The sequence below is a fragment of the Scopulibacillus darangshiensis genome (genome assembly GCF_004341035.1).
GTDB classification, from domain to species: domain Bacteria; phylum Bacillota; class Bacilli; order Bacillales; family Sporolactobacillaceae; genus Scopulibacillus; species Scopulibacillus darangshiensis.
Window position 1 is genome coordinate 86,739 of record NZ_SLXK01000013.1, and the last position, 14,331, is coordinate 101,069.

Genomic DNA, 14,331 nt, shown 5'->3' on the forward strand with positions numbered 1-14,331 from the left:
AGCGATTCAATGGTAAGATTGTGCGTTAGGAGGGTAGTAAATTGCTGTCTAATGGTAACGACAAACCTTATGGCTATTATGGCTTTCGTTTTTATAAGGATGCCATCGGAGAATTCGCGAATATTTGGAATGTCGGATGGGAGATCAGGACTTCAACCGATTATGATTGGAATGGACGGACAAGGGAAGAATCTGGTGCTTACATTTTCCAATACACATTGAATGGCGAAGGGAGAATTGAATACGGCGGGAAAGCCCATTCTTTAAAAGCGGGAGATGCTTTTATCGTCAAAGTCCCAGGTGACCACCGCTACTTTTTCCCTGAGACAAGCGAAACATGGGAGTTTATGTTTCTGACTCTAGTTGGCGAAAAGGCAGAGGCTTGCTGGGATTATCTGATTCAGGAAATAGGACACATCGCAAAAATACCTCCTGATGCTGCTATGATTCAGTTGTTGCGAAAAATGAATCATGAAGCCGCAGAAGGGCTTATTCAAGACGGATATGTCGCATCTGCCAGGGCCTACGAATTTATTATGGAAAGTTATCGTTATGCTAAAAATCTTGAAAACAGGCAAGTCCTTCTCCCTGAACCAATTGTTAATGCCCAATTGTTCATGCAATCCTATTTTTCAGAGCCCATTACTTTAGAGGATATTTCCGAACATGTCAATCTATCAAGGTATTATTTCATCCAGCAATTTCGGAAATACACGGGGGCTACTCCCAAACAGCATTTAGTGAAAATCAGAATGGAAAAAGCGATCGAGTTATTGTCTCATACGGATCTTTCTATTAAGGACATAGCAAAGCAAGTTGGCTATGAACATCCTAATTATTTCAGCAAGGCTTTCCGCAAATCCGTCGGTGAATCAGCGGGCCGTTTCCGTGAAAATATACGGCAAGTCCCGCTTAACCGTGTTGTCATTGATTAATTGGCGCAGCTATAAAGAGGGAAAAGTATGGAGAAAGGTAAGCGAATTTGAATCGTCAGATAATGATTGAGGGAGAAGGTATGGCTAAAAACAGTAAGGTGGTTTTTGAGGTGCAAAGGTAAAAAATTATAGCATTTAACAAGAAAACTAAAATTCATTCTAATTTTAAGTTTAACAAATCAATCTTATAGCCTGCTCTCATCAATAAACCTAACCCAAGCAATCCATTGATATCCTTGTAACCAAAATCGTTAAAATCAATTTCCACATTCTGAAAATCTCCTTAATCCTACATCTTTTCGGATTTCAAGTACGATGTTTTCGTGAGTAGTATGATACACAAATTCATCACCTTTGGACTTTAACAGTTCGTTTGTTGCATTTCTATCCTCAACCACTCCGATCAGAGCCACATCTTCGATCATTTCTTGTCCATTAGCTACCTTTGATGACAGAGCCTTTAATTTTACAAATTGATTGGGATACATTTTACGAACGGCATACCACTTCATATCAATCCATCCCTTTCTGGTACTTATTTTCCCTAAGTATAACATAGGAGGTTATGAATTCTTCAATTCTAATCCCAAGGTACTCCAACTCATTACGCTATTTTACACCTCCCTAATGCATTCCTTCATTTCATTCCTTGGTGAATTGACTACATTAGAAACTTCATAAGCCTCCATCTTTTCCGCATCATAAGGGACCAGTAATTGCTTCAATACTTGTTTGTCGTTAACTGACCGATCAAGCCACATCCCCTCATCTTCTTTTGACAGAATCACTGGCATGCGATCATGGATATCTTTCATCAAATCATTAGGCTTTGTCGTAATGATGGTGCATGAGGTGATTTCTTCACCATCGGGGGACTCCCATCTGTCCCAAAGGCCTGCAAGCGCAAATGGGTCATTATTTAACATATGAATACGCATTGGTGTTTTTTTGCCTTCATCCCTTCTCCATTCATAGAAGCTGTCGGCAATTATGAGACAGCGTCTCCTTGCCAGCAGCCTTTTGAATGTCGGCTTTTCATCGATTGTTTCCGCTCTGGCATTAATCATTTTGTAGCCAATCGATTTGTCTTTTGCAAAAGACGGGACGAGCCCCCAACGGAGAAAGCCGGCTCTATTATTTTTACCATCATTAATTACTGATAATATCGGCTGGGAAGGAGCAATGTTATACCGGGGCTGATATTGAATCTCACCCGAATTAAAAAGATTAAATTGATCAATAAGAACGTCCAAGTCCGTGAATAATGTAAAACGTCCGCACATCTGTACAACCTCCGTTTTGAATTTAATATAAAGGCTTTTCCTTTCCTCTTCGGCTCCTACATGAATAAAAATAGATGACTTACAAATATTAACTTTAAGGAGGTGTTTACACTGAAAAAAATGATATGTCTATTTATCATTGCTTTATTAACTTTTGCCAGCAATATGCCGCTTGTTCACGCAGAAAGCCGTCCTAAACATAAACACGATTCAAAAGGAATGGAACAAGCATCCGATCAGCTCTATTTAACACTATTCGATCAAAGGATTCATGATGCAGTAACCAATTATTATAAGGATGACTCAATACGGATGCAATATAACTGGTGGGACAAAAATTATGACGTCGTCGAAGTAGACCAATCTGAAAAAGGCCATATTTTAGAGTATCCCTATAAAGGTAAAAAACAACAATTTGCTTTTACAATAAAATTTACTGTTCTAACCTACAAAAATACAAAGCCTTTAGGAACCGATTCAATTACTTTCGGTATCCAGCATGACTCAGATATGGGAGTAAAAATAAAAATGTTGGGCTATGATCATCACCCCAAAAAATAAATAGTTCAGAAAAGGCACGGTCAACTTTTAAGTGCCTTTTTTCATTTGATTTTTTACTGGGGAATGATTTTTCACTTTAAAAACCGCCTATTAATAAATAAGTACCCATTATGGACATCCATAAAGTCGCCCATATGCCATCTGTCAAACCCTTAATAGCTATCACAATTGCACCAATCCCCACTAAAAATCGTAAAAAAGCCATACCAAACTTTAGTATAATTTTTTTCAACAGCCTCAACACCCTATACATAATCTGCAAACAAATCTGTATAATTGTTCTATATACTTCTTCAAATGCCCTTTATTCGCAATTGTAATATCTCCACCGGATGCGGTTATGTTGAACTGATTCCTAGAAAAGACAATTATAGAAAAGTCGTTTTCATGATGATTGGTGTATTTAAATCCAATGTTATAATTTTAGCAACAGAAAAACCTGGGGTATAGTAATGAAAGGATGATTTTGATGGCGGTATGTCAAAATTGTAATCGGCAATGGTCTTATAAACAAATATTCCGAAGGTCATTTAAAAAGGAGAAGAAATGTCCTTACTGCGGTTACACAAACTTCATTTCATCTAAATCCGCTCAGCGGATATCATGGTTCGGCCTTATTATCCCTTTAATTTGGATTGCCTTCCCACTTTTTGAAGTACCGTACATTTACAGCCTGATTTTATCGATAACAATTATTGTTCTTAACATCTTATTAATGCCTTTTATGACTGAGTTATGTAAAAGAGAGGTGTCGCCCAAATAGTCAAATCAGTAGTTAAATAGCGGCCATGCTACATATTGACCTCCTAGATTAAATCCTTTACATAACAAAAACACTCATGCACTCTCTTAAATTTATTCTTTGCCCATTCCCTATCATCCCCCACATAATGTGCAAATGCCTGGATAGGGCGGCATTTGGGAATTTCACTTTTTAAAACACCCTTAAGTTCCTCTTCCCCATCCATAAAGATATGCAAATAGGAATCCACTTTAGCAAAGCCGTTTTTTTCATACCATTCGTTTACCCAGGCATCATCTCGTGTCCATGCTTCTAATCTATTCAAGCCAATTTCCTTTGCTATTTTTTCTGATTCATATAAGAGATGTTTGCCTATTCCTTTGCTTTGAAAGTCGGGGTGAACGGCAATATGCCAGATCATCCCGCCGAGCCCTTTTCCCCTTGAGCAAACCGTACCCTCTTCACTTTCGTATTCTATATCGATCATTCCGACAATTTGGTCGTTCATTTCTGCCACTAATTCAATCGATGGACGATCATATTTCTCTTTTTCTTTCAAAACATTATCGTAATAGGCAGTGTCTAAAAATGATAAGACTCGAAGGCGGAGCCATTCCTTTTCATCTTCTGGGTTAAATCTTCTGATCCTGGGTTCCGTCATCATCTACACTTTATCCCAATCAAATCCAATTTCTCTTAGGAAAGCTCTCGCAATAACCATGTGTCCGGCAGTACTTGGGTGAACCCGGTCCCACGCCAGTGTTGCAGGGTAAAGTTCTTTTAACACTTGATTAAAGGCTGCCTGCGTATCTATAAATAAACAGCCCGTTTCCTCCGCAATACGTTTTACAACAGCACCGTATTGATCCATTGTCCGGCGCATCGCATCATGCTCATTACTCTCCAAGTAGTAAGGCGTCATCAATACCATGCCATTAACAAACGGTTTTGTCTCATTAACCAACTTCCGAAGCGACTCCTGGTATTCATCCAATCCAACATGCCAATCTTTAATGAATGGCGTATCGTACTGCCGCCATACATCGTTAATACCAATCATAATCGATAACCAATCCGGTTTCTGATCAAGAACATCCTCTTGCCATCTATCCTTTAAATTTCGAACCGTGTTTCCGCTAATCCCTTTATTAACGACTCGAATCCCGAGTTCCGGATAAACTGCCTGCAAGAGACCGTCTACGAATGAAACATAGCCATTGCCAAGCGCACCGAATTTCCCTTCTCCAGCAGGCTTTACTCGTTCACAATCCGTAATGGAATCTCCTATAAATAATAACTTTTGCCCCTTATTTAATTTCATGATTGACATCCCCTCCAAATCATTTTCCCCTTTCCTACATACGGCTTGATGTCGGCAGCCCTAGAACCGTTAGTGCATCACCAATGGTTTCTTTGAATTTATAGGTGAGCCAAATTCTAAAGGCTTTTTTGTCTTCGCCCGCCTTCATTATTGGGCAAGCGGCATAGAAACTGTTGAACAATGTCGCGAGCTCATGAGCGTAATTGCATATCGTGTTCAGCGATAGTTCGTTACTGGCAGTATATAAGGTATCTTGCCAAGCTGCGATATGTCTGAGCAATGCGTATTCGCACTTTTCCATCTGCTTTATCTCTTCCGGCACCTCTGGCATCATATTAAATTCAACTTCAGCTTTATTTAGGATGCTAACAGCACGAGCATAAGCATACACCAAATATACCCCTGTATTTCCGGTTACCTCAGTCGCCTGCTCTATGTCAAAAACGACCTCTGTTAATAAGTTGTATCGAAGAAGGTAATAACGGATTGCTGCGGCTGCAATAATTCTGCTGGACAAACCATTTTTATCCGAACGCTTTGTTTCAATTATACCTTCCATACGGTCGAGTAAATCAGATATTTTAATCCCGATTCCCTGTCTGCCAGACATGGCGTACGATGCCTTGCCGTCTGTCGTATCGATGCCAAGTTCCCTTGCAGCCGCCGGACTTAAAGAAACCACGCCGTAGCTGACATGACGGAGCTGCTCGGCTTGTTTTGTGTACCCTAAGATTTCAAGTGCTTGCTTAACCATTGCCTGCGGGTATTCTTGTCTGTGGTCGATGACATTTATGACGATATCCGCCCTGCCGAATGGTGAATGGATGCCATTCGCATGTGTCGTCCACAGGTCTTCTGAGAAGCGTTTATACAAGAAATCTTTTTCAAGCAATCCAAATTTCCACAGGTGATAGGCGATATCCTTTGCTGTATAAGTTAAAAGACCGTTTGAACGCACCAAAACTTTATCCATGTTATGTTCTGATTCATTCTTCTCAATATCAGAAGAAGACTGTTTTAATAACCAGCACCCTGCAAGCTTGCCGGAGGTTTCCTGGTAAAATAGCGTTGTTTGTCTCAGCAAGTCAAAAGCAGATGTCCAAAACCCTTCCCTTACAATATTGCTCTCCCATACTAACAAGTCATAGTCAATGCCGAACGCCTTCATTTCTTCGAGATGTTCACGTACAATCCGTTCAGCTGCAAGTAACCCAATCCAGGATAAATTCTCATTTCCCTTTTCCAGTGAGTGAAGAACTTTGGTCCTTTCTTCAAGTAATGTAGGATTTTCTTGATATTCCTTATTAACCCTAGAGTAGATATCCCAGCAGAAGTCACCAAAGCGTGAATGCTCGGATCTTTCGGGAATATTCATCAATCCTACAACCGTGTCAGCAAGCTGGTTTCCCAAGTCATCAATATAATTGTGCACTTCAACGTTATATCCGGTTCTTTTTAAAAGACGGACAAGGGCATCCCCAATGCAAGAATTCCTTAAGTGACCAATGTGGGCCGATTTGTTGGGATTGATCGATGTATGTTCGACAACGACCTTTTCGCCATTGTTCAAAGGCAAAGTGAATGCCCTCTGAGCCCACTCTTTCCAATCAATCGTCATATTAATAAATCCGGGAGGGGCGACTTCGATTTTGTTAACCAAGTTATCTATGTAACCCTCATCTTCCAGCTTGTTTTTCAGCATGCCCGCGATTTGTATTGGCGGCTTGCGCAAGACTTTAGCAAGCTGCATAGCAACATTCGTTGAATAATCGCCGTGCTCCAAATGGGCAGGTTGTTCGACAGAAATTTTTAAATCACCGGTGTAGTGAAGACCTAATTCATTAAAAAGATTCTTCACGGACTTTTCAATGCTGTTTATCATCAACTGGATTATCATTTTAAAAAACCTCCTCCAAAAAAATAAAGCCCCCGTCTCTATAAAAGAGACGAAGGCTATTAGCGTTCGCGGTACCACTCTTGTTGATAAACATACGTTTAACCACTCTGGTCAGATAACGGTCTTGGCCGTGACTTCCTACTGAATCGTTCAGAAGTCATTCTCATGGGTCCGTTTCACTGTTAACTCGAGTACCGGCTCCCACCATCCCGGCTCGCTTTGACTTGTGTCAGCAGTTACTCTCCCAATCCTAGAATTTGGAGTATTTTGTAATATTATATCCGAATCAACGGAAAAGTCAATATTCAATTCAGGAAATATTGGGACTAGATGCTCTAATCTTGAGCTATTTTGACAATTCCCTGAGTTACGGACCAGTTGCGAACCAAATATACACCCCAAAAAATAAGGGTATTCATCCTACTTATATTTTTCCCACTTTTATTTATTAAATAGACTAGGAATTTTATTGACCTATTAGTATATTTGATATAATAAACTTATAATTCCAAAATGGGGAAGGGTGTGGACTGTGTTTTATAAATCGCGAACTGAATCGGAGGAATTACTGATCCTAAAGGCCTTAAACACGCGAATGACTTTGTCTGACAAGGACAAGCGATACTATTTCAGTCTTAAAAAGGGCTACGAAGGAGAAGTGCTATTTGACTCCATGACCGAAAAACTAGACTGTGACTGCCTTATTTTAAATGATTTGCTGCTTAAATTTAATAACACCCTGTTTCAAATTGACACACTTATTATTCTTTCAGATGCCCTGCATTTTTTCGAAGTGAAAAATTATGATGGTGATTATTTTTACGAACAAGATAGGTTGTACAACAAGTCCAAATCGGAAATTACAAATCCACTCAACCAATTAGGTCGTAGCGAAGCCTTACTGCGCCAGCTGCTCCAAAGCTTGGGATTTAAAATCCCTGTACATTCTTCAGTTGTTTTTATCAACCCCGAGTTCACTTTATACCAAGCACCTCTTGGCAAACCTTTTATTTTCCCAACTCAAATTAACCGTTTTTTGAAAAACCTAAATACAACATCCTTAAAGTTGAATCGGAAACACAAACTGTTGGCTGACAAATTAATTTCGCTGCATATCAAAACCTCTCCTTTTAAACAATTACCAACTTATGATTATGACCAATTGAAAAAAGGAATCACTTGTGCAAAGTGCAACTCGTTTCTATTATCTGTCGAAGGAAGGAAATGCGTTTGTATGGAGTGTGACCACGAGGAATCAGTTGATGCGGCTGTGATGAGAAGCGTGGCTGAATTCAAACTACTTTTCCCTAAGCAAAAAGTCACTACAAATATCATCCATGAATGGTGCAAAGTGGTGGGGTCTAAAACAAGGATAAAAAGAATTCTAGAAAAGAATTATAAAATGGTAGGTATCCATCAATGGACTTACTACGAATAAATACAAAATGAACCCTATTAAACCTTCTAAGAATCATTCACCGGTTATTCCTTTTGAGGATTTTATAAGGTAATTCGCCCGTTATTTCATACGATGTTGTCCTTTCATCACCTGGATGAAAGACATTTCCCTTGCTCAATCACCCTCTTTTGTCTTTCATCACCTGGATGAAAGACATTTCCCTTGCCTCTTCACCGACTTTTGTCTTTCATCGCCTGGATGAAAGACATTTCCCCTGCTCCTTCGCCAACCTTTGTCTTTCATCGCCCGGATGAAAGACATTTCCCCTGCCCATTCAGCGACTTTTGTCTTTCATCGCCCGGATGAAAGACATTTCCCTTGCTCAATCACCCTCTTTTGTCTTTCATCGCCTGAATGAAAGACATTTCCCCTGCCCATTCAGCGACTTTTGTCTTTCATCGCCCGGATGAAAGACATTTCCCACGCTTTTATTCGGAACTATTCTTTTTAGTGGCAACGAAAAAAGGGTGAATTACACTACAACTTTTTGACAAACGACAACAGCCAAGATCCCTTTATTTATACGGGGGGCAAGACTGTTTTTTAATCAAATGAACTGCAAAAGTTAGGATATATCCGAACCAACGAAAAAGTAAATGTTCGATCTCCATCATTTCATATAGTAAACTCAGGTTCATTTAAAAATGGATTTTTAGATAGTATAACTTTCACCCTATCTCTTGTGACATGACCTTTGGGTACACCACCGATTCTATTAAGCAAGATCCATCTTAGACAAGCCAACGCTTCAAAAAGTTCAAGGTCTCTCAGCTGAATAGCATGATCCAATAGATAAGCGGAGCGAAACACATTTGCCAACCGCTCTGAGACGTATATTTTTTTCAGGGTTAGTGACCATGCGAAATCATACCTGGGATCCCCTAATTGTCCGTTCTTCCAATCTATTACGGTGTATCCGCCATCTTTCTCCAAAATATTTTGTAAATGGAAATCACCATGGATAACATGTTCCTGCTTTATTTGGGTTGTTTGGACAAGAGCATTCAAAGCATGAAATATGTCGGGATTTTCTCTTACACCGGGAAAAAAGTAGTCGACGAAATCGTACCGTGGAAGTTGTATTTTTCCAATCTCTTTAACGTGCATGTGATGTATTCTTGATAAAATCGTCGCAATCTCTGTCATTTTCTTCTCGTTCACTTTAAGTACCGGGGTTCCGTCAAATGTTGTTAACAAAACCTTGTCTCCATTCGGATTAATCCCCCAGCCCAACGGTTTAGGGGCTGATAATCCTCGTTCAAATAGAACCTTCAATAAACGGTATTGGAAACCAATATCAGGTTTGGAGTTCTTATTCCATACCTTCAATACAAAGCTATCTTTATTTGAACATATCTTCATGACTTCAGCTTCAAATCCATGATCCATTGGATAAACAGTTAAGGTCTCTTCTTGATCTAATAATTATCTATGATTTTACTTTTTTCTACCCAATCCACGGTCCGTATAGGGTTTCCCAAGCATGTCATTCCTTCCACTTAGTTTTTATATCATTAATAATCCTCTACAAAAGGTTTACTCTAGCAAATCTCGGGCAATATTAACAATTTCGCTAGAAACGGACCTAGCTTCATCAGCATCTTTGATGACAAATAAATGATCTGCTTCGCCTTCTATTGGTGCTGTCACGCCCGCTTTATGAGACTCAGCTTGTTGCCGAGTAAGCACTTCCTCAAAGGTAGAGGCACTCCTAAATATAATCGTACTGCGCTGACTTTTAGCAACACGCTCTTCCAGAACATGATCTGGAATATCAAAATGAACGAGGACACTGGTAAATCCTTTATTCTTAAAATCTTGAATCAGATTTAAACGACCTCCACGACCGCGATTTGAGTTGCAAAGAATAAGGTGATAATTGGTCCGGTCAACTGCATAATCAACAATTGTTTGAGTGAGGGCGTACTTGATGGTGTTAGGCCCTTGTTTCGGAAGTAAGGCGTTGTAATGGGTGTTGATGAATTTCGGCATGGTTATCTTGATCAATCACAAGTGAGCACGGCAATTGTTGTTCTAAAGCTTTAGCAAATGTCGTTTTCCCGCTATGGGTTTTACCGACTGTCATAATCACTAATCTTTTCATAAACGAAAAAACTCCCTCGAAATTATTTAGAGAGCATATGATCTAAGTATTGCTTAATCGCATCAATGTTACCAGAGACCTCTTCTTCTCTGATCTCATCTTTTTTCATTTTGTCCAATGATTTTTCCAAGATGTCTTGTTCCTCAGACTGTGGTATAACCACAACACCATCTGAATCACCGACTAAAATATCCCCAGGATTAACAGCCGTCCCTCCGCAAGAAATTGGAACATTAATTTCGCCTATTCCGGCTTTTCCGCTAGCTGCTACTGCAGTACCCTTAGAAAAAACAGGGAAATTAAGTTTCTTAATCCCAACAATATCACGAATCACACCGTCAACAACTATTGCACTAACACCAAGCGTTTGGGCAATCCCTACAATAAAGTCCCCGGCTATGGCTCGATATTGATCACCCTTAGTATCAATGACAATTGAATAAGGACATAGGATAGCTCCATCCTTGCCATCTTTTAGACCCACTTCTGACAGAAAATAGACCCACCTCTGACATGAACAGATCCATCTACTCCTATATAATGAATTTGCGCAATTACGCGCAAATTCATTATATAGGAGGTTTTTTTGTGGTTAAATATCGTGAAATCCTTAGGCTTCACGCCCAGGGAGTTAGTCAAAGGGGAATCGCAGCTAGCTGTTCCTGTTCTAGAAGCACGATAAGGGAGGTTGTAAAACGGGCAGAGAAAGGTGGAATTTTTTGGCCTTTTGAAGACGACATGTCGGATTGTATATCGCCTTTCACATTGGTACCTTCCTAGAGCGCCAAAAAGTACTTGAAAATAAAATTATCTGCACTGTTGTCTGTCCGGAATACTACAATATGCATATCCCGTTGTTAAAAAAGCTTGAACAATCTTTTGGGGAACAAATGGAAATAAGCAGGGTCATAAATTGGCTGGCCATGAAATCATTCAGCTAAATCCATTTATTTTGGAAGAAGACATTCAAAGGATTCAGCACAGTATCACAAAAATTAAAAAAGAGCGAAGTCATATTAAGCTAAAAAACCATTTAATCAGCCTATTCGATCCACACCTGTTCCAACAAAACATATACTTATATGATGAATTTGAAATAATAAGGCTCATCGGAGATAAAATGGTTCAGTTAGGATTTATCGAAAATGGGGGAATTGACGATATCATTGGAAGGGAAAGAATGTCTTCTACATCGTTTAATAATGTAGCTGTACCACATTCGATGCACATGAACGCACTAAAGTCAGCTATTTCTATTGTACTTAATGATAAACCGGTTAAATGGGGAAATAATTCGATTCAAATCATAGCGCTTATTGCCCTTAATAAGGACGAAAGAAGGATTTTTCGAGATATCTATGATAGTTTTATCAAAATATTATCAGAACCTGAAAATGTTTACCTGTTATTAAAATCTAAAAATTATAATGGGTTTATTAATAGCCTTTTATCATTAATGGAAGTTTGACTATAACACTCTTGTCTTATAGGATCACATATGCCATTTAAGGGATACAAATTTTTGAAAAGAACCTTCAATCCAAGGATGGATCAAAGGTTCTGTATTTTAATTTTATTTTATCCCTGTTTTTTCATTCATTGCTTTTTCAATCTTTTCATCAGGGAACGATTGTCCACTGATCAAAAACAATGATTAAGCCTTTTCTAGTACCTTTGTTTCCACATCTTTTTCTGCATCCAAAGAATTAACTTGGTTCAGCAAGTTTTCGCTTAGACCAAGCGCCCGCGCTGTTGAAATATAGATTTCGTGGAAAAGCTCTGGGTTTTCCACTAGTGATACGCCATAAGAAGGTATCATTTCTAATATTTTCGGCTCCCACTCTTTTAAATGTTGCGGGAAGCATTTTTGTATGATCTCAAGCATGACGTGAACAGCGGTAGAAGCACCTGGAGATGCACCAAGCAATGCAGCTATCGAGCCATCAGCGCCAGTCACAACCTCCGTACCAAATTGAAGCGTTCCTTTGCCGCCGGAATCGGTATCTTTGATAACTTGCACACGTTGGCCAGCTACCACTAAATCCCAATCTTCGCTTTTGGCATTCGGAATAAAATCACGCAATTCTTCCATTCGCTGTTCTTTCGATAACATGAGTTGTTGGACCAGGTATTTTGTCAATGGCATGTTTTTCGCGCCCGCCGCCAACATAGTGACGAGATTATCCGGTTTTACGGACGTTACCAAATCCAACATTGAACCATTTTTTAAGAACTTTGGCGAGAAGCCGGCAAACGGTCCAAATAGCAATGATTTTTTGTTGCCGATATATCTTGTGTCGAGATGCGGAACAGACATTGGCGGAGCACCAACTGAAGCTTTGCCATATACTTTTGCATGATGCTGTTCTATAACATCCGGATTGTTACACACCATGAATAGCCCGCTTACCGGGAATCCTCCAATATGTTTTCCCTCAGGAATGCCGGATTTCTGCAGTAGATGCAAACTTCCTCCCCCAGCGCCGATAAAGACGAATTTTGCAGTATGGTGTTCAACTGTACCGCTTTCGAGATTTTTCACTTTCAATTCCCATAATCCGTCACTATTACGTTTAATATCATTAACACTATGTTGGTAGTTAATATCAACATTATTACTCTTTAAGTGTTCAAACATCATACGCGTTAAAGCGCCAAAGTTGACATCAGTTCCAGTATCAATTTTTGTTGCCGCTATAGGCTCATTTGAAGTTCGGTCTTTCAACATAAGCGGAATCCATTCCATCAGTTTTTCCGGGTCATCGGAAAATTCCATCCCTTGGAATAGAGGATTGTTTGAAAGGGCTTCAAAACGCTTTTTCAAAAACTCTACATTTTGTTTCCCATGTACGTAACTCATATGAGGCAATGGCATAATAAAGTCACGCGGATTACGTAATAAATTGCTATTTACCAGATAAGACCAGAACTGCCTTGAAAGCTGAAACTGTTCATTAATATTGATAGCTTTACTAATATCCACGGAGCCATCCGGTTTTTCGACAGTATAGTTAAGCTCACACAATGCAGAATGCCCTGTTCCTGCATTGTTCCATTCGTTGGAGCTTTCCTCTCCTCCGTCTGCGAGTTTTTCAAAAACCGTAATTTCCCAGTCCGGTACTAATTCTTTCAGCAGTGTCCCCAAGGTCGCACTCATGACTCCGGCACCAATTAAGATAACGTCTGTTTGTCTGCTACTCATTTTTACCATATCCTTATACCCTAAGATTTGCAGAAAGGGTGTAAGCGCTCCCGCTTAAGCGTCACAGTAAAGCCCAGACGGAACCTAAAATCACACCTTTTCTGTGTAGTATTTCAATATTATTTATAGATTAAATATCTATTATTATATGATAGTTATAAGCTATTGAATGCTGCTATTACCCAAGTAGGCAAATTAGGTTGAAATATATAATTGCTAATAAAATTATTCTGGGGAATTAAAAACCTGTTTTTACTCATGATTCTATATCTATTATACCACTATTTAGCTATTAATTAAATCCAGTATAATTTACACTTATATCCAAAGGGATAGCCATTACTTACTACCCCTCTGCAATGAATAAAGGCCTCTTTGCCCCCTACTTTTGCAGTACTTATAATAATCATATAACCCGAAACCGTTGATACTATTATTGGTTTCGGGTATTTTTATTTTAATTTTGTGTCAATTATATGTGGATTTATATGGATTAATATAGTATACTATAGGTATCTCAAGCTTTGATATCGCGAGGGAAGTCATATGTATCTTCGAAAAATGAAAAATAAAAAAACTGGACGAATATATTTGTCTATCGTACATAGTTACCGTGATAAGGTCACCAAAACAACCAGATCAAAAACAATTAAATCCCTTGGCTACCTAGATGATTTGGAAAAACAATATGACGATCCCATTACCTTTTTTACGGCAGAGATTCAACGAATAAATAAGCAACAGGATACGGATCGTTCTCCCATTGCTTTCAGTATTGACAAAGGAGAACGCATTCAGACCGATGAGAAAAATCGTAAAAATTTAGG

General features: G+C 39.1%; 14 protein-coding genes, 3 pseudogenes and 1 other annotated feature. Of the genes and pseudogenes, 7 read left to right on the forward strand and 10 right to left on the reverse strand.

The features are described 5' to 3' along the window. The first annotated feature begins 41 nt into the window (after nt 1-41). Nucleotides 42-935 carry an AraC family transcriptional regulator gene (locus EV207_RS10760; protein ID WP_132746164.1) on the forward strand — a complete coding sequence of 298 codons (894 nt, stop codon included), beginning with the start codon at nt 42-44 and terminating at the stop codon, nt 933-935. A gap of 257 nt (nt 936-1,192) precedes the next feature. Here the strand turns inward: EV207_RS10760 and EV207_RS10765 are convergent, their stop codons facing one another. Both EV207_RS10765 and EV207_RS10770 read right to left on the reverse strand, forming a co-directional pair. Beyond that, on the reverse strand, nt 1,193-1,447 hold the full coding sequence (locus EV207_RS10765; protein WP_132746165.1) for a hypothetical protein: 255 nt from the start codon (nt 1,445-1,447) through the stop codon (nt 1,193-1,195). A 102-nt stretch (nt 1,448-1,549) separates the two neighbouring features. Further along, nucleotides 1,550-2,218 (reverse strand): SOS response-associated peptidase, encoded by a 669-nt coding sequence (locus EV207_RS10770; RefSeq protein WP_132746166.1) that lies wholly within the window; start codon nt 2,216-2,218, stop codon nt 1,550-1,552. A gap of 120 nt (nt 2,219-2,338) precedes the next feature. On the opposite strand from EV207_RS10770, the gene EV207_RS10775 reads away from it, so the two are divergent. Next, nucleotides 2,339-2,779 (forward strand): DUF3888 domain-containing protein, encoded by a 441-nt coding sequence (locus EV207_RS10775; protein WP_132746167.1) that lies wholly within the window; start codon nt 2,339-2,341, stop codon nt 2,777-2,779. 76 nt (nt 2,780-2,855) lie between these two features. Here the strand turns inward: EV207_RS10775 and EV207_RS23010 are convergent, their stop codons facing one another. After that, on the reverse strand, nt 2,856-3,011 hold the full coding sequence (locus tag EV207_RS23010) for a hypothetical protein (protein ID WP_165886906.1): 156 nt from the start codon (nt 3,009-3,011) through the stop codon (nt 2,856-2,858). Nucleotides 3,012-3,248: 237 nt separating this feature from the next. Between EV207_RS23010 and EV207_RS23895 the strand changes: the two genes are divergently transcribed. Continuing rightward, the gene (locus EV207_RS23895; protein ID WP_165886907.1) at nt 3,249-3,542 is read left to right on the forward strand and encodes a TIGR04104 family putative zinc finger protein; all 294 of its coding nucleotides are present in this window, start codon (nt 3,249-3,251) and stop codon (nt 3,540-3,542) included. Nucleotides 3,543-3,585: 43 nt separating this feature from the next. Here the strand turns inward: EV207_RS23895 and EV207_RS10785 are convergent, their stop codons facing one another. The 3 genes from EV207_RS10785 to EV207_RS10795 are packed head-to-tail and all read right to left on the reverse strand — an operon-like array spanning nt 3,586 to nt 6,739. After that, nucleotides 3,586-4,185, reverse strand: coding sequence for a GNAT family N-acetyltransferase (locus tag EV207_RS10785; RefSeq protein ID WP_243647018.1), 600 nt, complete (start codon nt 4,183-4,185; stop codon nt 3,586-3,588). Then, a complete protein-coding gene (locus EV207_RS10790) occupies nt 4,186-4,842 on the reverse strand; it encodes an SGNH/GDSL hydrolase family protein (RefSeq protein ID WP_132746169.1) in 657 nt (218 codons plus the stop codon). It abuts the gene before it with no gap. Between the two features lie 34 nt (nt 4,843-4,876). Then, complete coding sequence (locus EV207_RS10795) at nt 4,877-6,739, reverse strand: arginine--tRNA ligase (RefSeq protein WP_132746170.1); 1,863 nt, start codon at nt 6,737-6,739, stop codon at nt 4,877-4,879. Between the two features lie 42 nt (nt 6,740-6,781). Beyond that, nucleotides 6,782-7,000, reverse strand: a binding site (T-box leader). Nucleotides 7,001-7,271: 271 nt separating this feature from the next. Between EV207_RS10795 and EV207_RS10800 the strand changes: the two genes are divergently transcribed. Next, the gene (locus EV207_RS10800; protein ID WP_207902947.1) at nt 7,272-8,177 is read left to right on the forward strand and encodes a nuclease-related domain-containing protein; all 906 of its coding nucleotides are present in this window, start codon (nt 7,272-7,274) and stop codon (nt 8,175-8,177) included. Nucleotides 8,178-8,813: 636 nt separating this feature from the next. Here the strand turns inward: EV207_RS10800 and EV207_RS10810 are convergent. From EV207_RS10810 to EV207_RS10820, 3 genes and pseudogenes are all read right to left on the reverse strand, one after another. Next, entirely contained in the window at nt 8,814-9,587 is a 774-nt protein-coding gene (locus EV207_RS10810) for a phosphotransferase family protein (protein WP_243647019.1), read from the reverse strand. A 147-nt stretch (nt 9,588-9,734) separates the two neighbouring features. Further along, nucleotides 9,735-10,302: pseudogene (locus EV207_RS10815) on the reverse strand (ATP-binding protein). A gap of 22 nt (nt 10,303-10,324) precedes the next feature. Further along, nucleotides 10,325-10,738 (reverse strand): annotated as a pseudogene (locus EV207_RS10820) (RraA family protein); the annotation flags it as partial. 104 nt (nt 10,739-10,842) lie between these two features. Here EV207_RS10820 and EV207_RS10825 point away from each other — a divergent pair. Then, nucleotides 10,843-11,082 (forward strand): helix-turn-helix domain-containing protein, encoded by a 240-nt coding sequence (locus tag EV207_RS10825; protein ID WP_243647021.1) that lies wholly within the window; start codon nt 10,843-10,845, stop codon nt 11,080-11,082. A gap of 133 nt (nt 11,083-11,215) precedes the next feature. Then, nucleotides 11,216-11,770 (forward strand): PTS sugar transporter subunit IIA, encoded by a 555-nt coding sequence (locus EV207_RS10830; RefSeq protein ID WP_165886908.1) that lies wholly within the window; start codon nt 11,216-11,218, stop codon nt 11,768-11,770. A gap of 186 nt (nt 11,771-11,956) precedes the next feature. On the opposite strand, the gene EV207_RS10835 is transcribed toward EV207_RS10830, so the two are convergent. Continuing rightward, nucleotides 11,957-13,513, reverse strand: a complete 1,557-nt coding sequence (locus EV207_RS10835) for a malate:quinone oxidoreductase (protein WP_132746173.1) — start codon at nt 13,511-13,513, stop codon at nt 11,957-11,959. A 537-nt stretch (nt 13,514-14,050) separates the two neighbouring features. Here EV207_RS10835 and EV207_RS10840 point away from each other — a divergent pair. Then, nucleotides 14,051-14,331: pseudogene (locus tag EV207_RS10840) on the forward strand (IS1634 family transposase); the annotation flags it as partial.

Excerpts from the sequence above, each read along its gene's own strand:
- EV207_RS10765 (WP_132746165.1), bottom strand. The coding sequence starts at position 1,447 with ATGAAGTGGTATGCCGTTCGTAAAATGTATCCCAATCAATTTGTAAAA.
- EV207_RS10770 (WP_132746166.1), bottom strand. The coding sequence starts at position 2,218 with ATGTGCGGACGTTTTACATTATTCACGGACTTGGACGTTCTTATTGAT.
- EV207_RS10775 (WP_132746167.1), top strand. The coding sequence starts at position 2,339 with ATGATATGTCTATTTATCATTGCTTTATTAACTTTTGCCAGCAATATG.
- EV207_RS23895 (WP_165886907.1), top strand. The coding sequence starts at position 3,249 with ATGGCGGTATGTCAAAATTGTAATCGGCAATGGTCTTATAAACAAATA.
- EV207_RS10785 (WP_243647018.1), bottom strand. The coding sequence starts at position 4,185 with ATGATGACGGAACCCAGGATCAGAAGATTTAACCCAGAAGATGAAAAG.
- EV207_RS10790 (WP_132746169.1), bottom strand. The coding sequence starts at position 4,842 with ATGAAATTAAATAAGGGGCAAAAGTTATTATTTATAGGAGATTCCATT.
- EV207_RS10795 (WP_132746170.1), bottom strand. The coding sequence starts at position 6,739 with ATGATAATCCAGTTGATGATAAACAGCATTGAAAAGTCCGTGAAGAAT.
- EV207_RS10810 (WP_243647019.1), bottom strand. The coding sequence starts at position 9,587 with ATGGATCATGGATTTGAAGCTGAAGTCATGAAGATATGTTCAAATAAA.
- EV207_RS10825 (WP_243647021.1), top strand. The coding sequence starts at position 10,843 with ATGAATTTGCGCAATTACGCGCAAATTCATTATATAGGAGGTTTTTTT.
- EV207_RS10835 (WP_132746173.1), bottom strand. The coding sequence starts at position 13,513 with ATGGTAAAAATGAGTAGCAGACAAACAGACGTTATCTTAATTGGTGCC.